Origin of the sequence: Microvirga sp. ACRRW, assembly GCF_022346925.1 — a bacterium.
GTDB lineage: Bacteria > Pseudomonadota > Alphaproteobacteria > Rhizobiales > Beijerinckiaceae > Microvirga.
Genome location: NZ_JAKRNJ010000005.1, coordinates 180,658 through 202,447 on the forward strand (window position 1 = coordinate 180,658; position 21,790 = coordinate 202,447).

The window sequence follows — 21,790 nt, forward strand, 5'->3', positions numbered from 1 at the left end:
TTATTCCCCGAACTTGTTCGACTTCGGGAAGCCCTTCGGCGGCAGACGTCCTGCCTCCGTGCGATCCCCCAGCCAGTCGCGCAGGTCTTCCTTCTCCACCGTCCAGGTACGACCAGAGGTATCCTTCCAGGTCAGGCCTTCCTTCAGCGTGAAGATCTTGGCGTCGGAGACACCGCCATCCTTGTAGCGCTGGAGGCGCACGCCCTTGCCGCGGGTCATCTCCGGCACCTGCTTCACGGGGAAGATCAGGAGCTTGCGGTTCTCGCCGATGATCGCGACGTGATCGCCCGCCGCATCGGTGCTGACGACCATAGTGGCAGGGGCATCGAGATTGAGGATCTGCTTGCCCTTGCGGGTGTTGGCGACGATCTCGTCGGTGGGCACGATGAAGCCGCGTCCGTCGGCGGAAACCACGAGGAGCTTCGCGCCGGCCTTGAACGGGAAGGCCGCGATGAAGTCAGCGCCCTCTTCAAGATCAACCATGAGACGGATCGGATCGCCGAAGCCGCGACCGCCGGGAAGCTTCGAGGCATCGAGGGTGAAGAAGCGCCCGTTCGTCGCCGCCACGATGATCTTGGACGTGGTCTCGGCGAAGAACGCTGCTTTAAGCTTGTCGTCGCCACGAAACTGCAGGGAGGACAAATCCTCCTGATGTCCCTTCATGGCGCGGACCCAGCCCTTCTCGGAGACGATCACCGTGATCGGCTCGCGCTCGATCATGGCCTCCGCGAAGTCGATGTCGGAGGTGTCCGGCGCCTGATCGAAGGTGGTGCGGCGCTTGCCGAGGGCCGTGTCGGGACCGAAGGTCTTGCGGACCTCCTTGATCTCACTGGCAACCGTCTTCCACTGGATCTTCTCGGAATCGAGCAGCTCCTCGATTGTCGCCTTCTCGTCCTGCAGGTTCTTCTGTTCGCGCTTCAGCTCCATCTCTTCGAGCTTGCGAAGCGAGCGCAGGCGCGTGTCAAGAATGGCGTTGGCCTGGACCTCGGTGAGCTTGAAGACGCGCATCAGCTCCTGCTTCGGCTCGTCCTCCTCGCGGATGATTTTGATCACCTTATCGAGGTCGAGATAGACGATGAGCAGGCCGCCCAAGATCTCCAAGCGCTTGTCGATGGCCGACAGGCGGAACTTGGAACGGCGGATCAGCACCTCGCGGCGATGGTCGAGCCATTCGCGCAGGCACTCGGCGAGGCTCAGCACCTTCGGCACCTTGCCGCCGGCGAGTACGTTCACGTTCATCGGAATGCGGCTCTCCAGCTCGGTGAGCTTGAAGAGCGACTCCATGAGGATGATCGGATCGACCGTCTTCGCGCGCGGCTCCAGAACCACGCGGATGTCCTCCGCCGATTCATCGCGAACGTCCGCGAGCAGCGGCAGCTTCTTGTCCTGCAGAAGCTCCGCGATCTTCTCGATCAGGCGGGATTTCGGCACGGAATACGGAATTTCGGTGACGACGATTTGCCAGTTGCCGCGCCCGAGATCTTCCTTGTTCCAGCGCGCACGCACGCGGAAGGAGCCGCGGCCCGTGCTGTAGGTCTCGGCCATGGAAGCAGGCGTGTCGACGATGATGCCGCCGGTCGGAAGATCGGGGCCCTGCACGAACTGCATCAGCTGTTCTGTCGAGGCGTTCGGCTTCGAGATCAGGTGCAGCGCGGCATCGCATAGCTCGGCGGCATTGTGCGGCGGAATGGAGGTCGCCATGCCGACCGCGATGCCCTGCGAGCCGTTGGCGAGCAGGTTCGGGAACGCGGCGGGCAGCACCACCGGCTCCTCGTTCGCCTGATCGTAGGTCTCGCGGAAATCGACGGAATCCTCGTCGATGCCTTCCAGCAGCAGGCGCGCGACTTCTGTCAGCTTCGCCTCGGTGTAACGCATGGCGGCGGCGCCATCGCCATCGATGTTGCCGAAGTTGCCCTGCCCGTCCGCCAGCGGATAACGCTGCGCGAAATCCTGCGCCATGCGCACCAGCGCATCATAGATCGATTGATCGCCGTGCGGATGATACTGACCCATCACGTCGCCGACGATGCGGGCGCATTTCTTTGGAGCCGACTTGGGGTCGAGCTTCAACAGACGCATGGCGTGCAGGATGCGACGGTGGACGGGCTTCAACCCGTCTCGCGCGTCCGGCAGCGCCCGGTGCATGATCGTGGAAAGCGCATATGCGAGATAGCGCTCTTCCAAGGCGTCCTTGAGATTGATGTTCTCGATCTCGCCGCCAGACGGTGGATTGACCGGCTTACCCATTACCTGAATTCCTCAATACCGAATCGCTTCTTTATCACTTGAAATAAGAACATAACAGAAACAAACCTCATTCGTCCCCAGCTGTCGCCAGTGCGACGAAACGCGCCCGCTCCGCCGGAGCCTTCTGCCCCTGTGGATCGAAGACGTTCTGATGCAGGAAGAAGTCCGTGAGTGCAAACCCCGCCTTGATCTCGCTCTCGCTAGGCCGGTTGGCCCGGGTCTGGCCGATCAGGAAGCCGGGGAGCTTCAGGAGGCGGTCCTTGTAAGGCTCGCCCGCTGAAGCGCTGACAGCCCGCCCGCTCCGAGGCGACACGTAGATGAGGTCCCGCTCGCTGCCGGTGGCGGCGCAGGAGGTGAGATCGAGGCCGAAACCGAGTTCAGCCAGCATCGCCAGCTCGAAACGCACAAAGAGCGCAGGCGCGAGGTCCGGATCGTCCAGGTGGTCCACCAGAACGGTCAAGGTTTCGTAGAGGGCAAAATGCGGGTCTCGCTCCGGCACGAAGCGGAGGAGGTTCGCCAGGGCGGCCAGACCATAGAGCGCCATGGACGAACCCATCAGCCGCGAGGCCCTTAGGTTCAAACCCTCGACCTGGAAGTTTCCGAGATGCTCGTCGAGCCGGGCCCGCCAAGTGGCCTGCACCGTATTCCCCGGCTGAAGCACCGCCTGCAACGTCTTGGAGCGGCCGCCATGGATGAGGCCCGAATGGCGACCGTGCTCGCGCGTCATCAATTCGAGGATGACGCTCGTCTCGCCATGTTTGCGAACGCCGAGAACGACGCCTTCATCGGTCCATTGCATCGGGTGTGGTTGCTCTCAAAGGGCTGTCGTCCTGATGTAAGCATCGAGAGGACTTTTTGCCATATTTTCCAACAGCATCGGGCCAAATTGTTAAGATATTTCCAAGCCCTGAACTACCTGAAAAATGGAACCAATGGAGCGGCCTCGTATTCACGAACAGCTTAGTGTGTCTATGTGAACCGAGAGTCATGAAAATTACCAACCTATTTCTTGCAAGCACTGCCATTCCCCTGATGATGCTGTCGGCGAACGCCTCCGCGCTCCAGCCACAGACGCCTGCCCCCATCACCTTGGCCCAAGCAGAACCTGAGCAGCCCCCAAGGGCGCGACAGAGGCCTGGCGGACAGGATGAAGAAGGCGCTCCCGGTCAGCAGCGCCGTCAAGGCCGCCCCGGAGGCGGCGAAGGCGGTCAACGTCCCCAACGCGGTGGCGGTGAACAGGGTGGCGGACCGGAAGCCCCACGCGCGGCGCCTCGCCCGAGCCCTGAGCGAGAAGCACCCGCAGCCCCGCGTCCGGCTCCGGAACAGCGTCAGGAACAGCGCCAACCGACGGAGCGCGCCGCGCCGCCTGCTCCAGCACAGCCAAGTCAAACTCCCGCACAACGACCTCAATCTCAGGAGACCCCTGCGCGTCCCGCACGCCCCGACGCTCAAGAGCGAGAGCGGCCTCAGCGCCCCAATGTTCAGGAGCGCGATCAACGCCCGGCAGAGCGTCCGCGCCAGCAGGCTCCCGATGCGCCCGCCCGCCCTGCGGCACCCCCGGCGGCGCAACCTGCAACGCCGCCTGCACCCGCCCCGCAGAGAACTGCACCTGCCGCGCCGCGCCCGAGCGATGCGCAGCGTCCGGCACAGGAGCAGCCCAGAACGCCTCCCGCACCTCCGGCAGCCCAGCCGCCGCAGAGCGCTCCCGCACCCACCGCTCCGGCACCCAGCGCACAGCCTGCTCCAAGTGCACCTACGCCGGCGCAAACTGCTCCGGCACCGCGTGCCCAGCCGACGCCTCCCCCCGCTTCGGCACCGGCTGCGCCCCAGCAGGCTGCGCCGAGCACGACACAGCCACTGGACGCATCACGCGTGCGGATCGACGATCTGCGCAGCCAACGGCGTGAGCGTCGGGAAGGCGATCGTGTCATCATCGAGGAGCCGGGCAGCCGCACGATCATCCGTGAAGGCAATAACGTCATCATCCGCCATGATGAATCGGAACGCTTCCGCCGAATCTATGGTGCGGACGAAGTGCGCGTGGAGCGCCGTGGTCCCGGCGAGGAAGTCACCATCGTCCGCCGCCCGGACGGTTCGGAGATCGTTTCCGTGCGCGACGAATACGGCAACCTCATCCGCCGCGTGCGCCGCGAGCCCGCGGGCCGTGAGGTGGTGCTGATCGAGAACCGCCGCAGCGGCATCGGGGTGCGCCCTGGCTATGGCTATGTAGAAGAGGAAGTATTGCGCCTTCCGCCGCCGGTCGTGCGCATTCCGCGCGAGGAATACATCGTCGAGACGGAACGTGCGACGGAGGACGACATCGTCGAAGCCTTCACCGCGCCGCCGGTGGAGCGTGTGGCACGCGCCTATACCCTCGACGAAATCCGCCGCTCCCAGCCTCTGAGGGAGCGCATGCGCCGCGTCGATGTGGACACGATCAGGTTCGAGTTCGGTTCTTGGGAGCTGCCGCCCGATCAGGTGGGCTCCCTGCGCCTGATCGCAGATGGCCTGCGTCAGGCGATCTCCCGCAATCCGAATGAGATCTTCCTGGTGGAAGGTCACACGGATGCGGTCGGCTCGGACGAGGACAATCTTACGCTCTCCGACCGTCGCGCGGAAACCATCGCAACGATTCTTACGCAGCAGTTCCAGATCCCCGCCGAAAACCTGACGACGCAGGGCTACGGCGAGCAATACCTGAAGGTGAACTCGCAAGGCCCGGAAGCGGAAAACCGCCGCGTTACGCTCCGCCGCATCACCCCACTGCTGCAGGGGCAGAACCAGCAATAAAACAAAGCCGCGAGGGGAGTTTTCTCCTCGCGGCGTTATCGTTTGCCTTACGGCAAAGTGCCTAGAAATTTCCGTGTCGGACCGTTCTTAGACCAGAAGCCCTTAGGGAATTCGCAATCTGAGATCGGTTGCGCCTTCAGAATGAAAATTTCGTCATCTGTCGAGACTTTCCCGTAGGGCTCATCAGGATCCTTGTCTTCGCGAATAACGCGCCAATCAGCAGCTGCCTGCAGTTCGATCTGACCAGAAGTCGCTTCTCTCACATAGAGGGTTTGCTGAAGCACGTCTGCAAACTGTGTTGGGTAAGGCGTGAAACCGCACAAGAGAGAAGGTGTACGGCTTACCTCCTCAAGGAAGCACGAGCCATGAGCGGTCAACCGCTTGGGAGTATCGCGGAAGCTGACGAGGAGTGTTGCGTAGACATTATCGCTCGACCCTGTTTTCCAAGCGTTCCTCCCCATCAATTGAATGGAGGTGACAAGCTGATGCGGCCTGCTGCGTAGATGCTCTCCATCGTACTTGCGCAGGAAGCAGAAATCGGCCCCGGCCGGGATTGCAGACGAAGAGGTCCGCTCCTTACCCATTGCAGCAAGAGGCACAAGCAACACCGAACCTGTAAACCCGAGGAACGTCCAAAGCCGAAGCCGCATACGCCTCATCAGCCCTTCGGGAATTCCAGCCCCATCTCGCGGTAGCGCTCGGGATCGTCGCTCCAGTTCTCTCGCACCTTCACGAAGATGAAGAGATGTACGGGCGCCTCGGCGATCTCGGAGATTTCCTTGCGCGCGGCTTGTCCGATGGCCTTGATGGTCTGGCCGCCCTTGCCGAGTACGATCTTGCGCTGGCTGTCGCGCTCCACGAACACCGTCTGCTCGATGCGCACGGAGCCGTCCGGGCGCTGCTGCCACTGGTCAGTCTCGACGGTGGATTGATACGGCAGCTCCTCGTGCAGGCGCTCGTATATCTTCTCGCGGGTGATCTCGGCGGCCAACATGCGTAGGGGCGCGTCGGAAACCTGATCCTCGGGGTAAAGCCAGGGGCTTGCCGGCATCATGGAGGCGAGCTGGCTCAGCATCGTCTTGGTGCCGTCGCCCTTGAGCGCCGAGACCATGAAGGTATGCGCGAAAGGCACCTTCTCGTTGAGCTTCGCCGCAAGCTCCAGGAGCTTCGAGCGCTCGATCAGGTCGATCTTGTTGAGGATCAGTACCTTCGGCTGCTTCAGCTCGGGCAGTCTGTCGAGAATGGCTTCCGCCTCCTCATCGATTCCCTTGCGAACATCGAGCAGAAGGGCGACCACATCCGCATCCCCTGCTCCGCCCCAGGCGGATGTCACCATGGCGCGGTCGAGACGGCGCTTCGGCTTGAAGATGCCGGGCGTGTCCACGAAGACGATCTGCGTGTCGCCTTCCATGGCGATGCCGCGAACGAGTGCGCGGGTGGTCTGAACCTTGCGCGAAACGATGGAGACCTTCGAGCCCACCAGCGCATTCAGCAGGGTCGACTTACCCGCGTTGGGTGCGCCGATGAGCGCAACGAAACCGGCTTTGGTGTTGGTCGGCTCAGACTGTTCCATACTCTTCCTCCGTCCAGACACCTTCTCTGAGAAGAAGGCTTCGCGCAGCTGCCTGTTCCGCAATGCGTTTCGATGTGCCGTTCCCGAATTCGGTATCGCGGCCCTTCACCTTCACCATCACGCGGAACTTGGGCGCATGATCGGGGCCCGTCTGCTCGGCGACGGTATAAGTCGGCGGCGGCAAGCCGCGGCCTTGCGCCCATTCCTGCAATGCGCTCTTCGGGTCGCGCAAGGCGCGGCGCGGCGCTTCGATCATCGCCTTGAACGCGCGCTCCACGAGATCCCTCGCGGGCTCGTAGCCTCCGTCGAGAAACACGGCGCCAATGATGGCCTCGCACACATCCGCAAGGATGGTCTGGTTGCGACGCTCGCCCGAATGCGCCTCGCCCGCGCCGAGCTTGAGGAACGGCCCTACATCCCACGCAATGGCAATCTCGGCGCAGCTCTCGCGGCGCACGAGCTCCGCCAAGCGACGGGAGAGTTCGCCTTCCGGCGCACCGGGAAACGTCTTGTAGAGGATCTCGGAAATGGCAAGACCGAGCACGCGGTCCCCGAGGAATTCGAGACGCTGATAGCTTTTTCCGCTCGACCTGGGAGCGCTCACATGGGTGAGGGCCTCGTCGAGGAGTTCGGGCTTCTGAAACCGATAGTCCAGCCGGGTCAGAAGCTCGTCGTAGTTCGGTTTGCGACGGGCCACGGCTTACTTAATCCGCTCGAACATGCGGTTCCAGCGGATGCGCTGCGGCCATTCCCAGAAGCGCCACAGGGAAGCGCCCTCGTCGATGGAGAAGAAGATGATCTCCGCGCGCCCCACGAGGTTCTCAAAGGGAACCTGACCGACATTCGCCTCATCGCGCGAGTCCGTCGAGTTGTCGCGGTTATCGCCCATCATGAAGTAATGACCGGGTTTCACGGTATAGACGTCGGTGTTGTCCCAATAAGCCCGATCCCCCTTCAGCTCGATCACGAAATGGCTCGAACCGTCGGGGAAAGTTTCCTTGTAGCGCGGCACGGCGGTGTTGCGGCCGTACTCGTCCACGGCCTGGTAGTCTTCCACGCGCTCTCGCTGAACCGGCTGGCCGTTGATGTGCAGCACGCCGCCGAGAACCTGAATGCGGTCGCCAGGCAGGCCGACCACGCGCTTGATGTAATCCGTCGAATTGTCCTTCGGCAGCTTGAACACCGCGATGTCGCCGCGCTTCGGCTCGGAGCCGAAGATTCGGCCCGAGAACAGCGGCGGGCTGAACGGCATCGAGTGCTTGGAATAGCCGTAAGCGTATTTGGACACGAACAGGTAGTCGCCGATCAGCAGGGTCGGGATGAGGGATCCCGAGGGGATGTTGAAGGGCTGGAACAGAACGGTGCGGACGACCACCGCGATCAAAAGGGCCTGGATGATGACCTTAATGGTTTCCCAAAGGCCTTCTTCTTCCTTCTTTTTCACGGTGCTACCCATGGTTTGCTTGGCGTTGTCGCTCACGTAATCGACCTAATCCTTGAGGAACGAGCGGCGCGGGCCGCTTTTTCTTACATGGTCGAGAGCGGTTTGCACTTCGATCAACCAAGTGCAAACCGCTCTCGATGATTTTAGCAGAAAGGCAGCCGAAATCCGGCATCCGCCTTCCGCCAGGGGCAATGCTCTAGCCTATGGCGCCCTTGGCCGCAACGCGCCCCTCCTTCATGGGCAGCGCCTCGATGATCACAAAGGCCTGAGCCAGCGGCGGATCATCAGTCAGGGAGATGTGAATGACGGCCTCATGCCCTTCGGGGATCATCGTCCGAAGGCGCTCCAATGCGCCGCCGGACAACCGCATGGTCGGCTTGCCGGTTGGCAGATTCACGACCTCCATGTCCCGCCAGAACACGCCATGGCTCAAACCCGTTCCCAGCGCCTTGGCGCAGGCCTCCTTGGCGGCGAAGCGCCGGGCATAGGACGGGGCACGGGCCGCGCGACGGTCGCTGCGGGCCCGCTCGCCTTCCGTGAAGATGCGGTGGGTGAAACGGTCCCCAAAGCGCTCGATGGACCGCTCGATCCGGCGGATGTCGCAGAGGTCGGAGCCGATCCCGATGATCATGCGCCCACCTGAGCGCGGCCCTCGTCCATGGCGATGCGCATGGCGCGCACGGCCTCGTCGAGCCCCATGAAGATCGCTTCGCCGATGAGCGAATGGCCGATATTCAGCTCCACGATCTGTGGAATGGCGGCAACGGGGCGCACAGAGTTGAGGTCCAAGCCATGCCCCGCATGGATCTCGAGCCCGATTCCCGCCCCATGGGCGGCGGCCCGGCGCAGGCGCTCCAATTCATGAGCGACCTTGGCCTCGTCGCCCTCGGCAACGGCCTCGCAATAGGTCCCGGTATGCAGTTCGACCACGGGCGCGCCGAGGTCGCAAGCGGCATCCATCACCTCGATTTCCGGCTCGACGAAGAGCGACACGCGAATGCCTTGGGACTTCAATTCCTGGATCATCGGACGCAGATGGGAAGCGCCGCCGATAATGTCGAGCCCTCCCTCCGTGGTCCGCTCCTCCCGCTTTTCCGGCACGAGGCAGCAGGCATGAGGGTGAATGCGGGTCGCGATCCCGATCATCTCAGGCGTTGCCGCCATCTCGAAGTTCAGCGGCACGAAAAGCTGGCGCTTCAGGCGCTCCATATCCTCGTCCCGGATATGCCGCCGGTCTTCGCGCAGATGGGCCGTGATGCTGTCCGCCCCCGCCAGCACGGCCATGTGGGCCGCCCGGATCGGATCCGGATTGATGCCTCCACGGGCATTCCGGACGGTGGCAACGTGATCGATATTGACGCCGAGGCGAAGAGGAAGAGGTTTCATGATGCTGTTTGTAGCAGAGGGCGGTTCATTTCCTAGACCTAGATGAAGGCTTGCTGATTGATGAGATATCAAAGCGCGCGCGGGAATATCCTCGCGAGCTGATGGCTCCGAGGTTTTGGGGTCGAGGGAGGCGCGAGGAGGCGTCTGGCTCGATTGTTGAGTGTGTGAAGAACCCGACGGCTCCTCGCGCACGGTTCTTTTAGGCGTACACCGTGTCTTTCAACGATGGGCCTCCCGCCGACAGGTTTGCGAAACCTGACACAGGACCGCCCCCGGCTCCGACAATCACGACGCCTCGCGAGCGCGCCCCTCTCTGAGCCGGGACACACAATCTATAGCCAAGGTTAGGACCAAAGTCAAGAACAAAAGTGGAACATTAATCCTGGGACGTCCTCCCGGACAGCGCAAACAGACCCGGGATCGAGTCTAGAAGAAACACTCACTAATGAGCAACGAGTGGCTGTTCAGGACTCTCGCCGAACAGAAAGAGTTTGCGGCGGATAAACCGACCCCATACAAGCGTTATTCAGTATCACTTTCCATATTCAGGCCCATGCTCCGTACCATCATCTTGATCATTCTCGCCCTTCAGACAGCGGCGTGGATCTGGTTTCTGACCATTCTCTTCCTGTACCGCCCCGATTCCACGGACACGGGATGGACGGTCGTGATTGCGGCAATCCCCATTACGGTCTTTGTTGTCTTTGCCCTGCCTTCCCTTATCCTTGCCCTGAAAGGGAGGCTGTTGTGGCTAGCCCTCGCGCTCGCGCTGCTTTGCCCGGCCTATCTGGTGCTTTAGCAGCGTGAGATTACGCTACGGCATATTCCTTCTATGCGGCCTCGAAGCGCTCGTATGGGCCTTTTCGCTGATCGTGGCTATCCTACCTGCTGTCGACGCCCATGCCGAAGGTGTCACCAATGCCTTTGCCATGCTTATGAGCTTGATTTCGCTTGTCTTCAGCGTACCTGCCCTGGTTCTTGCTCTGAGGGGCAAGCTCTTGAGGCTTGCGCTCGTATTGGCCTTGCTCCCCTTCGTTCTTCCTTTCGCATTGGTCGGCTTAATCGCTTTTGGAAGGCATAGCGGCTTTCTCTAAGCAGTTCCCTTGCCTTCCCGCCCCAAATCGCCTATAGCCCCCGCTTCGCGTTCGCTCCGGCCGGGGGCTGAACGGACGGTGCGGCTTGCCGCATAGGGGTTTCGACCTCGTCGTCCCGTGTCTCCGCCTTCGACAACCGCTCGGGCCTTGCAGGCTCGAAGGGCTTGGCGCCGATCGGACGCGCGAAACCGGCCTGACCACTCCTCAAAGCGGTGCCTCAGGCCAGACACTTAAAACCTGAAAGGCCCAATATGCCTCTCTATGAGCACATCTTCCTGGCTCGCCAGGACGTGACGCCCCAGCAGGTCGAAGCAATGGTCGACCAGTACAAGGGCGTTATCGAGCAGAACGGCGGCAAGGTCGAAAAGACCGAGATGTGGGGCGTGAAGTCCCTCGCCTACCGCATCAAGAAGAACCGCAAGGCGCATTTCACGATGTTCAACCTCGACGCTCCCGCTCCGGCGGTCGCCGAGATGGAGCGTCAGATGCGCATCAACGAAGACATCCTTCGCTTCATGACCATCAAGGTGGAAGAGCTCGAGACCGAGCCGTCCGTCATGATGCAGAAGCGCGACCGCGACGAGCGCAAGGACCGCGAGCGCCGTGAGCGCGACGGCGGCTTTGACGGCGGCAACGAAGGCGAGGAGGCTTAATCATGGCATTTGGTGCTACTGGTGGCGCAGCCGGCGGCGGTCGCCGTCCGTTCTTCCGTCGTCGCAAGACCTGCCCGTTCTCCGGCCCGAACGCGCCGAAGATCGACTACAAGGACACGAAGCTCCTGTCCCGCTACATCTCCGAGCGCGGCAAGATCGTTCCTTCGCGCATCACGGCCGTGTCGGCCAAGAAGCAGCGTGAGCTCGCCCAGGCGATCAAGCGCGCCCGCTTCATGGGCCTCCTGCCCTACGTGATCCGCTAAGAAATACCGGGCGGGCCGCTTTTGCGGCCCGCCTTATCTTCCTTCGCCCAGTGGTGAAAATCCGCCGGGTCAGTTGGGGCACATGCCCCTAACCCTGCCACGAGCAGCGGGACAGCGAGAATCATGAACTTTATCGCAACAGGCATTGGCGCGGGCCTCGTATCGGCCCTTCTGACAGTGGTGGTCGTCAAAGAGACCATGCTGGCTGTCCTGCTTGCCATGCTTGCCCCGCTCCCCATCCTGATCGTCGCCCTCGGCTGGAACCATCGTTCCGGTCTTGTCGCCACGCTTGTCGGCGGCCTCGCGATTGCGATTTTCACGACTTCCCCCGTCAGCGCCATCGGCTTTGTGTTCATTACCGGCCTGCCCGCCTGGTGGCTTGCCTATCTGACCCTGCTCGGCCGCCCGGCTGCCGACGGCACCGTCGAGTGGTATCCTATCGGGCGCCTTTGGGCCTGGGTCGCGGCAACGGCCGCGCTGACCATCGTTGCGACCGGCATCATCTCCTCTGGCGGCGATTACACGGTGTTCCAGGCAAGGTCGCGCCAGATTTCCGAGGCCTTCGTGACCATGTTCCTCGAGGCTCCCCAGGAGGGCACCGAGAATGTGCGCGAGTCCCTGACAACCACGCTGGCGACGATGACGCCGGCCCTCTCCGCCTTCGGCTTCGCCTTCTTCATGGGCCTCTATCTCTGGCTCGCCGCGAAGATCGTCTCCGCTTCGGGACGTCTGCCGCGCCCCTGGTCTCCGGTGCCTGCGCTGTCGATGCCGCGCAATATCCTCTGGGCTCTGCTGCTGGCTTTCTTGCTGGTTCAGATCGAGGGGTTCGTGAGCGCGCTCGGCTATGCTCTCTTCGGCGCGCTCCTGATGGCCTTCACCCTGCAGGGCCTCGCGTTCATTCACGAGCGCACGCAGGGCAAGCCGGGACGCGGTTTCATCCTAGCGGGACTCTATGCGCTGCTGTTCCTGACCCAAGGGATCATGGTCACGGCCCTGTCCCTCTTCGGCCTCGCCGACACGATCTTCGGGCTTCGCAACCGCTTCGGCGGGAACAAGCCGAAACAACCACCAACCCTTTCAACCTGATCACAAACATTCAAGGAGAAAACCGATGCAAGTGATCCTTCTCGAGCGCGTCGCAAAGCTCGGCCAGATGGGCGAAACCGTAAACGTCCGTTCGGGCTACGCCCGCAACTTCCTCCTACCGCGCGGCAAGGCTCTGCGCGCCACCGAGGCCAACAAGAAGCACTTCGAAGCCCAGCGCGCCCAGCTTGAGGCCCGCAACCTCGAGCGCCGCAAGGAAGCCGAGGCCGTCGCCGAGAAGCTGAACGGCCAGAGCTTCATCCTGCTCCGCCAGTCCGGCGAGACGGGCGTGCTCTACGGTTCGGTTTCGACCCGCGACCTCGCCGAGGTGATGACGGAAGGCGGCTTCACGGTCGACCGCAACCAGATCGTCCTCAACGCTCCGATCAAGACCCTCGGCCTGCACAATGTGCCGGTCTCCCTCCACCCGGAGGTCGAGGTGACGGTGACGGCGAACATCGCCCGCAGCCCCGAAGAAGCTGAGCGTCAGGCTCGCGGCGAGGCGGTCACCGCCCGCGAAGAGACCAACCTCGACGACCTCGGCCTCGAAGTCGGCGCTGCCCTGGCCGAAGCCGGCGACGTCGAGCTCTAAGACATTCAAGAACCTGAGCCTTGCCTAGGTTCTTGCTTTGTTCCAGAATAGGCGCTCTCCATCGATTCGATGGGGAGCGCTTTTTCGTGGTTCCCTACCCTGGCGACGAGTCAAGGCGGATGAGCCACGAAATTCTCGGTGTGTGAGTATTGAGGACAGTGAGGACAGATGGGCTGAGTCCCGGATCTGTGTCCGGCAGGCAACCTTTCGGACACGAATGCGGTCTAAGACCTCTGACCCCTTTCCATCGTTTCGGAGCGCCAGATGGCCACCGCCAATGCCCTGATCGCCCGCTTAGAGGCCGCCGAGCCGCAATTCCGCACGCCTCCGAGCAACCTCGAGGCCGAGCAGGCCCTTTTGGGCGCGATCCTGGTCAATAACGACGCTTATTACCGCGTCTCCGACTTCCTCGAAGCCGAGCACTTCGTCGAGGATCTGCACCGCCGCATCTACGAGGTCGCGACCGGCCTCATCAAGGCCGGCAAGGTCGCGACGCCGATCACGATGAAGACCTTTTTGGGCGATCAGGATCTCGGCGGCGTCACCGTCTCGCAATACCTCGCCCGCCTCGCGGCGGAAGCGACGACCGTCATCAACGCCGAGGATTACGGCCGCACGATCTACGACCTCGCAATCCGCCGCAGCCTCATCAATATCGGCGAGGACGTCGTCAACAATGCCTTCGACGCTCCCGTCGACAGCTCTCCGCGCGACCAGATCGAGGAAGCGGAGCGCCGTCTGTACTCGATCGCCGAAACGGGCCGTACCGACGGCGGTTTCCAGCGTTTTTCCGATGCGCTCACCGCCGCCATCGACATGGCGGCTGCCGCCTACAAGCGCGAAGGTGCATTGTCGGGTGTTTCAACGGGCCTCATCGACCTCGACAAGTCCCTCGGCGGCCTTCAGCCTTCCGACCTTGTCATCCTCGCAGGCCGTCCGGCGATGGGTAAGACCTCGCTGGTGACGAACATCGCCTTCAACATCGCCAAGGCCTACCGGGCCGAGAAGCAGCAGGACGGCTCGATGAAGACCGTCAACGGCGGCATCGTCGGCTTCTTCTCGCTGGAAATGTCGGCGGAACAGCTCGCCACCCGTATCATCGCGGAACAATCCGGCGTTCCGTCCTACAAGATCCGCCGCGGCGATATGCGCGAGGACGATTTCTACAAGATCACCGAAGCCGCCCGTGAAATGCAGTCGATCCCTTTCTATATCGACCAGACCGGCGGTATCTCGATTGCACAGCTCACGGCCCGCGCGCGGCGCCTCAAGCGTCAGCGCGGTCTCGATGTTCTGATCGTCGACTACCTTCAGCTTCTCTCAGGCTCGTCGAAGAAGGGCGAGAACCGTGTGCAGGAACTGACCGAGATCACCACCGGCCTCAAGGCGCTCGCCAAGGAACTGTCCGTGCCGCTGATCGCTCTGTCCCAGCTCTCCCGTCAGGTGGAATCGCGCGACGACAAACGGCCGCAGCTCTCCGACCTTCGTGAATCGGGCTCTATCGAGCAGGACGCCGACGTGGTCATGTTCGTTTACCGCGAAGAATACTATCTGAAGAATAAGGAGCCGAAACCCGGCACCGAAGAATACTTCAAGTGGCAGGCAGAGATGGATCAGGTTCACGGCAAGGCCGAGGTGATCATCGGCAAGCAGCGTCACGGTCCCACGGGCACCGTGCAGCTCGCCTTCCAGGCCGACATCACCCGCTTCACGAACCTCGCAGACGAAGACAAGCTACCCGAACGGATCGGCGATTGACCAAGACCGAACAGACCAGCACCGCCAGCCGCATTCCAGCGGACATGGCCGGCGGCCTCCTCCACATTGACCTCGCGGCGCTTCAGCGAAACTGGCGCACACTGCGCGACAACGCGGGGGGCGCGGAAGCCTCCGCCGTGGTCAAGGCGGATGCTTATGGCACCGGCATCGAGCAGGCCGTGCCTGCTCTGCACCAGGCAGGATGCCGCACATTCTTCGTGGCGCATATGAGCGAGGCGATCCGCGTTCGTGCGGCTGCATCCGATGCGACGATCTACGTGCTCAATGGCCTGTTCCCCGGCACTTGCCCCGTCTACGTCGAGCACAATCTGCGTCCCGTTCTCGGCTCCTTTGAAGAGATCGAGGAATGGGCTTCGTTCTGCCGCTCGCAAGGCCAGAAGCGGGAAGCCGCGATCCATGTCGATACCGGCATGAACCGCCTCGGCCTGACAGTCGAACAGGGTCTCAAGCTGAAAGATCGCAATGACCTGAAGGATTTCGAAACAGCGCTTCTCATGAGCCATTTCGTCAGCGCGGAAGAGAGCGACAACCCGCTCAATATCCGCCAGATCGAATCCTTCAACGCCGTTCGCGAAACGCTTCCCGGCGTGCGTGCATCGCTCGCCAATTCCTCCGGCATTTTCCTGAAAGAGAAGCCGCATTTCGATCTCGTGCGTCCGGGTTACGCGCTCTATGGCGGAAACCCGACGCCGGATCGCGACAATCCCATGAGCGCCGTGGTCGGGCTCGAAGCCCGCATCGTGCAGCTGCGCTGGGTCGAGGAAGACGACACGGTCGGTTATAACGGGCGCTGGCTCGCGCTGGGCCGCCGCCGCATCGCGACGCTCTCCATCGGCTATGCGGACGGCTATCCGCGCTCTGCTAGCGCGCGCGGCAAGAGTGGCGAGGAACTGCTCGCAGGAACGGCTTTCGTCGCCGGACGCCCCTGCCCGTTCGCGGGCAATGTCTCGATGGACCTGATCGCCATCGACGTGACTGACATTCCCGAGAGCGAGATCAAGCGCGGCGACACCGTGACGATGATCGGCGGCTCTCTGACGATCGATGAAGTCGGCCGCCGCGCCGGCACTATCGGCTACGAGATCCTCACGAGCCTAGGTCGCCGTTACGCGCGCCGCTACACTGGGACGCAGAGCTGATGGCAAAGCGTCACCCGTCTTTCGTGTGCCAGGAATGCGGCGCCGTCTATAACCGTTGGAAGGGCAAGTGCGAGGCCTGCGGCGGCTGGAACACCATCGCCGAGGAGACCGGTTCCGCGAGCCCCATGGCGGGGCCTGTCGCGACGCGTCCGTCAAGGGCGAAGGGCCGCATCTTCCCGCTCGAAGGCCTCTCCGGAGAAACCAAGGAAGCGCCGCGCACGCCGTCGGGCATCGCGGAACTCGACCGCGTCACTGGCGGCGGTTTCGTGCATGGCTCCATCATCCTGCTCGGCGGCGATCCCGGCATCGGCAAATCGACGCTGCTCATGCAAGCATCTGCTGCTCTCGCCATGCGCGGCGAGCGCGTGGCCTATATCTCGGGCGAAGAAGCGGTGGCGCAGGTGCGCCTGCGCGCGGAGCGTCTCGGCCTCGGCCAGGCCCCCGTTGAACTCGCCTCCGAGACCAATGTGGAAGACATCATCGCGACCTTGAGCCAGGGCCGCCCGCCAGCGCTCGCGATCATCGACTCGATCCAGACTATGTGGACCGAGACGGTGGAATCCGCGCCCGGCACGGTCACTCAGGTGCGCGGCTCGGCGCAGGCGCTCATCCGCTTCGCGAAGACGACGGGTACCGCGGTCATTCTCGTCGGCCACGTCACCAAGGACGGCCAGATCGCAGGCCCGCGCGTCGTCGAGCACATGGTCGATGCGGTCGTGTCGTTCGAAGGCGATACGGGTCACCACTTCCGAATCCTGCGCGCGGTGAAAAACCGCTTCGGCCCCACCGACGAGATCGGCGTGTTCGAGATGTCGGACCAAGGCTTGCGCGAAGTCCCGAATCCTTCCGAGCTGTTCCTCGCGGGGCGCGACCTCGCCACCGCCGGCACAGCTGTCTTCGCCGGCATGGAGGGTACACGCCCACTCCTCGTGGAAATCCAGGCGCTCGTCGCGCCCACATCGCTCGGCACGCCGCGCCGCGCAGTCGTAGGTTGGGATCAGGCTCGCCTTTCCATGGTGCTCGCCGTGCTGGAGGCCCATGGCGGCCTGAAGCTCGGCATGCACGACGTCTACCTCAACGTGGCGGGGGGCCTGCGCATCACCGAACCTGCCGCCGACCTCGCGGCTGCTGCGGCTCTCGTCTCGTCTTTGTCCGGCAATCCGCTGCCGCCCGATACGGTCTATTTCGGCGAAATGGGCCTCTCTGGTGCGATCAGGCCCGTGGCGCAGGAGCAATCCCGCTTGAAGGAAGCCGCCAAGCTCGGCTTCTCCAGCGCGGTTTCTCCGACGCCCCGCATCGAAAAGAACAAGCCGGAGAAGCTGCCGCTCGCCACGTCCTCCATTGGCCACATCACCGATCTCGTGGCCGGTATCGCCGCGCGCAGGCGCAGGGCTTCGTGAGAATCTTCAATCTTCGGCCAGATCTCCTAGACCGTTCAGTCTAATTGAATGCTCGTGCTATTTTGTACCATACGTATCTGAGCAAAACCGTCGCCTTAAAAGCAACGGAATAATTACTGATACGCGGGGGCCCACATGGCTGTGACTATCAAACTCTCCAACACGACTTTTCTCGAGACGGCTCCGGCTGGCACGGTCATCGGTACTCTCAGCCTTGATGGAGCCGCATCGGGCGAGGATACCTCCTACTCTTGGACCCTCAGCGATTTCTTTGACGTCGAGCGTGATCCGGAAACGAAAGAATATCAGCTCGTGACCAAGGTCGAAGGCAAAGAATTCTTCGATTTCGAGAATGCCGCTCTCAAGGAATTCGCGATCAAGATTTCGTATGAGGACTTCGACACCGGCGAGGTCGTCGAGTCGAACTTCGCGCTCTCGGTAACGGACGACGTGAGCGACAACTACAACGTCATTACCGGCAAGTCGAAGAACGACAAGATCACCGGCACGGCCGACGCCGACTCGATCCACGGCGGCGCGGGCAACGACAAGATCAATGGCGGAGCCGGCGACGACATCATCAACGGCGGCACAGGCAAGGACATTCTCACCGGCGGCGCAGGCATGGACACCTTCGTGTTCGACACGCCTGTGAAGAAGGGACACTTCGACCAGATCACCGACTTCAAGTCGGCCGACGACACGATCCAGATCAGCCTCGCCTCGCTGAAGGCTTTCAAGGTCAAGGTCGCCAAGCAGGAGGTCCATGACGACCTCATGGGCACCAAGGCCGGCAAGAAGAAGACTTCCTTCAGCCTCGATAAGGTTTTCGAGAAGGGCAAGCTGGAGAAGAAGTTCTTCAGCATCGGCAAGGCCAAGGATTCCGATGACTTCGTCAACTACGACAAGAAGACCGGCTTCGTTTATCTCGACACCGACGGCTCCGGCAAAGGCCAGGGTATCGCCATCGCCAAGCTGAAGCCCGGCACGAGCGTCACGGTCGACGACTTCGTCTTCATCTAAGCCAAGACAATTTTCATGTCTCTCCCTTAACCCGGCGGTTTCCGCCGGGTTTTTTTGTGGTCGAAGGCTAGCCTTGAACGGTCCATTGACACAGCTTCCAGCCCGAGGGGTGACGAAAGCCTCTCTTGAGGCTATACAGCCTGGCCTCAATCCGCGAATGCGGCCCTTGTCCCTGTTTCTGCGTAGGCTCGGCTCATGCCCTTTTCTGTCCTGGATCTCGTTGTTCTCGGAATCGTCCTGATCTCGGCTCTCCTGGCAGCCGTGCGCGGCTTCACCCGCGAGGTCCTGGCCATCGTGGCCTGGGTCGTCGCGGCTGCCGCTGCATGGTATCTGCATCCCGCAGCCCTGCCGATCGCGCAGCAATACATCAGCAGCGGCACGGTGGCCCTGGTAGCGGCCATCGGCGGCATCTTCGTGATTACCCTGATCATCGTGTCGATCATCACGGTCCAGATCTCGGACCTGATTCTCGATTCCCGCATCGGCGCCATCGACCGGACGCTTGGCCTCGTCTTCGGCGCAGCACGCGGCTTCCTGATCTGCGTGATCGGCTGGGCTTTCCTGGGCTGGCTACTCCAGGGCAAGGAGCCCGAATGGGCTACTGCCTCGCGAACCCGCCCGGCCATGGAGAACACCCGCGACAGCATCATCGCCATGCTGCCGGAAAACGCGGAAGCCCTGATCCAGAAGCTCCGGAAGCCTGAACAGGGCAATGAGCCCGTCGAGCCGGCCGAGCCCGATCCTCAGCGTGGCGGCTCCGCCCCTGCCCCGGCGGCCCCCGCCGCCCCGCAGGCTCCCCCGCGCCGGAGCTGATCGCCCTTCTGTTCACACCTCTAAGCATCGGACCCAAAAGTGGATTTTGCACTTTTGGGATCAATCCGATGCTTTCTTCTTGGATAAGAGCATCGTTTATGCGGAAAACCGGGGCCACTTTTCCGCACGATGCTCTAAGAGCGACAGGAAAACCCATTGGCGTTTTGCCCTCAGACGATTACATAAGGCTCGCGCCGGTGGGGGCGCGGGTCCCAAGGAAATCATGATGTCTTCCAGGTCTGAGACGTGGCAGGTCACCCCCAAGAAGGTGGACCTCGACCTCGACGGCGATACCCTGCGTGAAGAATGCGGTGTCTTCGGTATCTACGGTCATCCGGATGCCGCAGCGATCACCGCCCTGGGGCTTCATGCCCTCCAGCACCGTGGCCAGGAAGCGGCGGGTATCGTCTCCTTCAACGGCGACGTGTTCCATTCCGAGCGCAAGCTGGGCCTTGTGGGCGACAGCTTCTCCGACCGGGCGATCATCGAACGCCTGGAGGGCCTCTCAGCCATCGGCCATGTGCGCTATTCGACCACCGGCGAGACCGTGCTGCGCAACGTGCAGCCTCTCTTCGCCGAGCTCGATGGCGGCGGCTTCGCGGTGGCCCATAACGGCAACCTGACCAACGGCCTCACCCTTCGCCGCAACCTCATTCGCGACGGCGCGATCTGCCAGTCCACCACGGACACGGAGGTGATCGTCCACCTCGTGGCCCGCAGCCGCAAGGACAAGGTTGTCGACCGGTTCGTCGAGGCGATCCAGAAGATCGAAGGCGCCTATGCTCTCGTGGCCCTCACCAACAAGAAGCTGATCGGCGCTCGCGACCCCATGGGCATCCGCCCGCTGGTGCTGGGCGAGCTTGACGGTCGCTACATCCTCACATCCGAGACCTGCGCTCTCGACATCATCGGTGCGCGCTTCATCCGCGACGTCGAGAATGGCGAGTGCGTGGTGATCTCGGACAAGGGCGTGGAATCCTTCCGCTTCGCCGACAAGGTACCGCCCCGCCCCTGCATTTTCGAATACATCTATTTCGCCCGTCCCGATTCCATCGTGAACGGCCGCAGTGTCTATGAAGTCCGCAAGGGCATGGGCCGCGAGCTCGCGGCGGAAGCGCCCGCCAATGCGGATGTGGTGATCCCGGTGCCGGATTCCGGCGTTCCGGCGGCGCTCGGCTTCGCGCAGAGCTGCGGCCTTCCTTACGAACTCGGCATCATCCGTAACCATTACGTGGGCCGCACCTTTATTCAGCCGACGCAATCCGTGCGTGAGCTCGGCGTGCGCATGAAGCATTCCGCGAACCGCTCGGCCATCGAGGGCAAGCGCATCGTGCTCGTGGACGACAGCCTCGTGCGCGGCACGACCTCGGTAAAGATCGTGCGCATGATGCGCGAGGCCGGCGCGAAGGAAGTCCACTTCCGCATCGCGAGCCCCCCGATTACGCATCCCGACTTCTACGGCATCGACACGCCTGAGAAGGAGAAGCTGCTCGCGGCCACCCATAATCTCGAGCAGATGCGTGAGTATATCGGCGCGGATTCGCTGGCCTTCCTGTCCATCGAGGGCATCTATCGCGCCATGGGCGAGAAGGGCCGCAACCCGACCCAGCCGCAATTCACCGACCATTGCTTCACGGGCGATTACCCGACAGCGCTGACGGACCTTTCCGTTGCCACGCCGCGCCGCCTCGCTCTGCTGGCCGAAGCCGACTAAGGACGATCCATGACCAAGCCTCTCGCAAACCGCGTCGCGGTCGTCACCGGCGCATCGCGCGGCATCGGCCGCGCGGCGGCCCTCGCGCTTGCGGAAGCCGGTGCGCACATCATCGCCCTCGCCCGGACCCAAGGCGCGCTCGAGAGCCTCGACGACGAGATCCGCGCCAGGGGTTCTTCCGCAACCCTCGTGCCGGTGAACCTGAAGGATCTCGACGCCATCGACCGCCTGGGCGCGGCGATCTACGAGCGTTGGGGCAAGCTCGACATCCTCCTCGGCAATGCGGGCCAGCTCGGCGAGCTCGCGCCCATCGCCCATATCGACCAGCCAGTCTGGGACGAGGTAATGACCGTGAACGTCACGGCGAATTACCGCCTGCTGCGCTCCTTCGATCCGCTGCTGCGCGCCTCCGACGCCGGACGCGCCATCTTCGTGACCTCGGGCGCAGCCCACAAGCACAAGGCCTATTGGGGAGTCTACTCCGTCTCGAAGGCGGCACTCGAGGCGCTCGTGCGCACCTATGCCGCCGAGACGGTGACGACGCCCATCCGCGCCATGCTCATCAACCCCGGCCCGCTGCGCACTTCCATGCGCAAGGCGGCGATGCCGGGCGAAGACCCGCTGACGCTCAAGACCCCGGATGATCTGGCCCCGCACATCGTGAAGCTTGCCCTGCCCTCATGGGACCAGACAGGCAAGATCTATGATTTCACGCAGGACGGCAAAGTGATCGAGCCGCAGGGCCCAGCATAGGCGCAATCGATAGATTGAGGACTTCCAAAAGGCAGCTTTCAGAG

22 protein-coding genes are annotated in these 21,790 nt (G+C 62.5%); 13 read left to right on the top strand and 9 right to left on the bottom strand.

Annotated features, from left to right (window positions below; translation table 11 throughout):
- From parC to MHY87_RS13700, 3 genes are all read right to left on the bottom strand, one after another.
- Positions 1-2,247: a DNA topoisomerase IV subunit A gene (gene parC / locus MHY87_RS13690; protein ID WP_239352502.1), complete on the bottom strand. Its 2,247-nt coding sequence runs from the start codon at positions 2,245-2,247 to the stop codon at positions 1-3.
- A 67-nt stretch (positions 2,248-2,314) separates the two neighbouring features.
- Positions 2,315-3,046, bottom strand: coding sequence for a DNA repair protein RecO (recO, locus tag MHY87_RS13695; RefSeq protein WP_239352503.1), 732 nt, complete (start codon positions 3,044-3,046; stop codon positions 2,315-2,317).
- A gap of 285 nt (positions 3,047-3,331) precedes the next feature.
- A complete protein-coding gene (locus MHY87_RS13700) occupies positions 3,332-3,982 on the bottom strand; it encodes a hypothetical protein (protein ID WP_239352504.1) in 651 nt (216 codons plus the stop codon).
- A gap of 137 nt (positions 3,983-4,119) precedes the next feature.
- On the opposite strand from MHY87_RS13700, the gene MHY87_RS13705 reads away from it, so the two are divergent.
- Positions 4,120-5,037 carry an OmpA family protein gene (locus MHY87_RS13705; protein WP_239352505.1) on the top strand — a complete coding sequence of 306 codons (918 nt, stop codon included), beginning with the start codon at positions 4,120-4,122 and terminating at the stop codon, positions 5,035-5,037.
- Between the two features lie 47 nt (positions 5,038-5,084).
- Here MHY87_RS13705 and MHY87_RS13710 read toward each other — a convergent pair whose 3' ends face one another.
- From MHY87_RS13710 to MHY87_RS13735, 6 genes are all read right to left on the bottom strand, one after another.
- The gene (locus MHY87_RS13710) at positions 5,085-5,687 is read right to left on the bottom strand and encodes a hypothetical protein (RefSeq protein ID WP_239352506.1); all 603 of its coding nucleotides are present in this window, start codon (positions 5,685-5,687) and stop codon (positions 5,085-5,087) included.
- Between the two features lie 8 nt (positions 5,688-5,695).
- Positions 5,696-6,610: a GTPase Era gene (gene era / locus MHY87_RS13715; RefSeq protein ID WP_239352507.1), complete on the bottom strand. Its 915-nt coding sequence runs from the start codon at positions 6,608-6,610 to the stop codon at positions 5,696-5,698.
- A complete protein-coding gene (rnc, locus tag MHY87_RS13720) occupies positions 6,597-7,307 on the bottom strand; it encodes a ribonuclease III (RefSeq protein WP_239352508.1) in 711 nt (236 codons plus the stop codon). Before rnc ends, era begins: the two co-directional genes overlap by 14 nt.
- Positions 7,308-7,310: 3 nt before the next feature.
- On the bottom strand, positions 7,311-8,066 hold the full coding sequence (gene lepB / locus MHY87_RS13725; RefSeq protein ID WP_239352729.1) for a signal peptidase I: 756 nt from the start codon (positions 8,064-8,066) through the stop codon (positions 7,311-7,313).
- Between the two features lie 184 nt (positions 8,067-8,250).
- Positions 8,251-8,685, bottom strand: coding sequence for a holo-ACP synthase (gene acpS / locus MHY87_RS13730; RefSeq protein ID WP_239352509.1), 435 nt, complete (start codon positions 8,683-8,685; stop codon positions 8,251-8,253).
- Positions 8,682-9,440 carry a pyridoxine 5'-phosphate synthase gene (locus tag MHY87_RS13735; RefSeq protein WP_239352511.1) on the bottom strand — a complete coding sequence of 253 codons (759 nt, stop codon included), beginning with the start codon at positions 9,438-9,440 and terminating at the stop codon, positions 8,682-8,684. Before MHY87_RS13735 ends, acpS begins: the two co-directional genes overlap by 4 nt.
- Positions 9,441-9,885: 445 nt before the next feature.
- Between MHY87_RS13735 and MHY87_RS13740 the strand changes: the two genes are divergently transcribed.
- From MHY87_RS13740 to MHY87_RS13795, 12 genes are all read left to right on the top strand, one after another.
- Positions 9,886-10,239, top strand: a complete 354-nt coding sequence (locus MHY87_RS13740; protein ID WP_239352513.1) for a hypothetical protein — start codon at positions 9,886-9,888, stop codon at positions 10,237-10,239.
- A 546-nt stretch (positions 10,240-10,785) separates the two neighbouring features.
- A complete protein-coding gene (rpsF, locus tag MHY87_RS13745; RefSeq protein WP_239352515.1) occupies positions 10,786-11,187 on the top strand; it encodes a 30S ribosomal protein S6 in 402 nt (133 codons plus the stop codon).
- Positions 11,188-11,189: 2 nt separating this feature from the next.
- Positions 11,190-11,450, top strand: coding sequence for a 30S ribosomal protein S18 (rpsR, locus tag MHY87_RS13750; RefSeq protein WP_239352517.1), 261 nt, complete (start codon positions 11,190-11,192; stop codon positions 11,448-11,450).
- Between the two features lie 123 nt (positions 11,451-11,573).
- Positions 11,574-12,536, top strand: coding sequence for a DUF2232 domain-containing protein (locus MHY87_RS13755; protein WP_239352519.1), 963 nt, complete (start codon positions 11,574-11,576; stop codon positions 12,534-12,536).
- Between the two features lie 25 nt (positions 12,537-12,561).
- The gene (gene rplI, locus MHY87_RS13760; RefSeq protein WP_239352520.1) at positions 12,562-13,125 is read left to right on the top strand and encodes a 50S ribosomal protein L9; all 564 of its coding nucleotides are present in this window, start codon (positions 12,562-12,564) and stop codon (positions 13,123-13,125) included.
- Between the two features lie 264 nt (positions 13,126-13,389).
- Positions 13,390-14,883 (top strand): replicative DNA helicase, encoded by a 1,494-nt coding sequence (locus MHY87_RS13765; protein ID WP_239352522.1) that lies wholly within the window; start codon positions 13,390-13,392, stop codon positions 14,881-14,883.
- 44 nt (positions 14,884-14,927) lie between these two features.
- The gene (gene alr, locus MHY87_RS13770; protein WP_239352730.1) at positions 14,928-16,043 is read left to right on the top strand and encodes an alanine racemase; all 1,116 of its coding nucleotides are present in this window, start codon (positions 14,928-14,930) and stop codon (positions 16,041-16,043) included.
- Positions 16,043-17,443, top strand: coding sequence for a DNA repair protein RadA (radA, locus tag MHY87_RS13775; protein WP_239352524.1), 1,401 nt, complete (start codon positions 16,043-16,045; stop codon positions 17,441-17,443). Before alr ends, radA begins: the two co-directional genes overlap by 1 nt.
- Before the next feature lie 135 nt (positions 17,444-17,578).
- Entirely contained in the window at positions 17,579-18,466 is an 888-nt protein-coding gene (locus MHY87_RS13780; RefSeq protein WP_239352526.1) for a calcium-binding protein, read from the top strand.
- 195 nt (positions 18,467-18,661) lie between these two features.
- Positions 18,662-19,279 (top strand): CvpA family protein, encoded by a 618-nt coding sequence (locus tag MHY87_RS13785; RefSeq protein ID WP_239352528.1) that lies wholly within the window; start codon positions 18,662-18,664, stop codon positions 19,277-19,279.
- A 226-nt stretch (positions 19,280-19,505) separates the two neighbouring features.
- Positions 19,506-20,993 (top strand): amidophosphoribosyltransferase, encoded by a 1,488-nt coding sequence (purF, locus tag MHY87_RS13790; RefSeq protein WP_239352529.1) that lies wholly within the window; start codon positions 19,506-19,508, stop codon positions 20,991-20,993.
- Between the two features lie 9 nt (positions 20,994-21,002).
- The gene (locus MHY87_RS13795) at positions 21,003-21,746 is read left to right on the top strand and encodes an SDR family NAD(P)-dependent oxidoreductase (RefSeq protein ID WP_239352530.1); all 744 of its coding nucleotides are present in this window, start codon (positions 21,003-21,005) and stop codon (positions 21,744-21,746) included.
- Positions 21,747-21,790 lie beyond the last annotated feature (44 nt).

Coding starts and splice junctions, on each gene's coding strand:
- parC (WP_239352502.1), bottom strand. CDS start 2,247: ATGGGTAAGCCGGTCAATCCACCGTCTGGCGGCGAGATCGAGAACATC.
- recO (WP_239352503.1), bottom strand. CDS start 3,046: ATGCAATGGACCGATGAAGGCGTCGTTCTCGGCGTTCGCAAACATGGC.
- MHY87_RS13710 (WP_239352506.1), bottom strand. CDS start 5,687: ATGCGGCTTCGGCTTTGGACGTTCCTCGGGTTTACAGGTTCGGTGTTG.
- era (WP_239352507.1), bottom strand. CDS start 6,610: ATGGAACAGTCTGAGCCGACCAACACCAAAGCCGGTTTCGTTGCGCTC.
- lepB (WP_239352729.1), bottom strand. CDS start 8,066: ATGGGTAGCACCGTGAAAAAGAAGGAAGAAGAAGGCCTTTGGGAAACC.
- acpS (WP_239352509.1), bottom strand. CDS start 8,685: ATGATCATCGGGATCGGCTCCGACCTCTGCGACATCCGCCGGATCGAG.
- MHY87_RS13735 (WP_239352511.1), bottom strand. CDS start 9,440: ATGAAACCTCTTCCTCTTCGCCTCGGCGTCAATATCGATCACGTTGCC.
- MHY87_RS13740 (WP_239352513.1), top strand. CDS start 9,886: ATGAGCAACGAGTGGCTGTTCAGGACTCTCGCCGAACAGAAAGAGTTT.
- rpsF (WP_239352515.1), top strand. CDS start 10,786: ATGCCTCTCTATGAGCACATCTTCCTGGCTCGCCAGGACGTGACGCCC.
- rpsR (WP_239352517.1), top strand. CDS start 11,190: ATGGCATTTGGTGCTACTGGTGGCGCAGCCGGCGGCGGTCGCCGTCCG.
- MHY87_RS13755 (WP_239352519.1), top strand. CDS start 11,574: ATGAACTTTATCGCAACAGGCATTGGCGCGGGCCTCGTATCGGCCCTT.
- rplI (WP_239352520.1), top strand. CDS start 12,562: ATGCAAGTGATCCTTCTCGAGCGCGTCGCAAAGCTCGGCCAGATGGGC.
- MHY87_RS13765 (WP_239352522.1), top strand. CDS start 13,390: ATGGCCACCGCCAATGCCCTGATCGCCCGCTTAGAGGCCGCCGAGCCG.
- alr (WP_239352730.1), top strand. CDS start 14,928: ATGGCCGGCGGCCTCCTCCACATTGACCTCGCGGCGCTTCAGCGAAAC.
- radA (WP_239352524.1), top strand. CDS start 16,043: ATGGCAAAGCGTCACCCGTCTTTCGTGTGCCAGGAATGCGGCGCCGTC.
- MHY87_RS13780 (WP_239352526.1), top strand. CDS start 17,579: ATGGCTGTGACTATCAAACTCTCCAACACGACTTTTCTCGAGACGGCT.
- MHY87_RS13785 (WP_239352528.1), top strand. CDS start 18,662: ATGCCCTTTTCTGTCCTGGATCTCGTTGTTCTCGGAATCGTCCTGATC.
- purF (WP_239352529.1), top strand. CDS start 19,506: ATGTCTTCCAGGTCTGAGACGTGGCAGGTCACCCCCAAGAAGGTGGAC.
- MHY87_RS13795 (WP_239352530.1), top strand. CDS start 21,003: ATGACCAAGCCTCTCGCAAACCGCGTCGCGGTCGTCACCGGCGCATCG.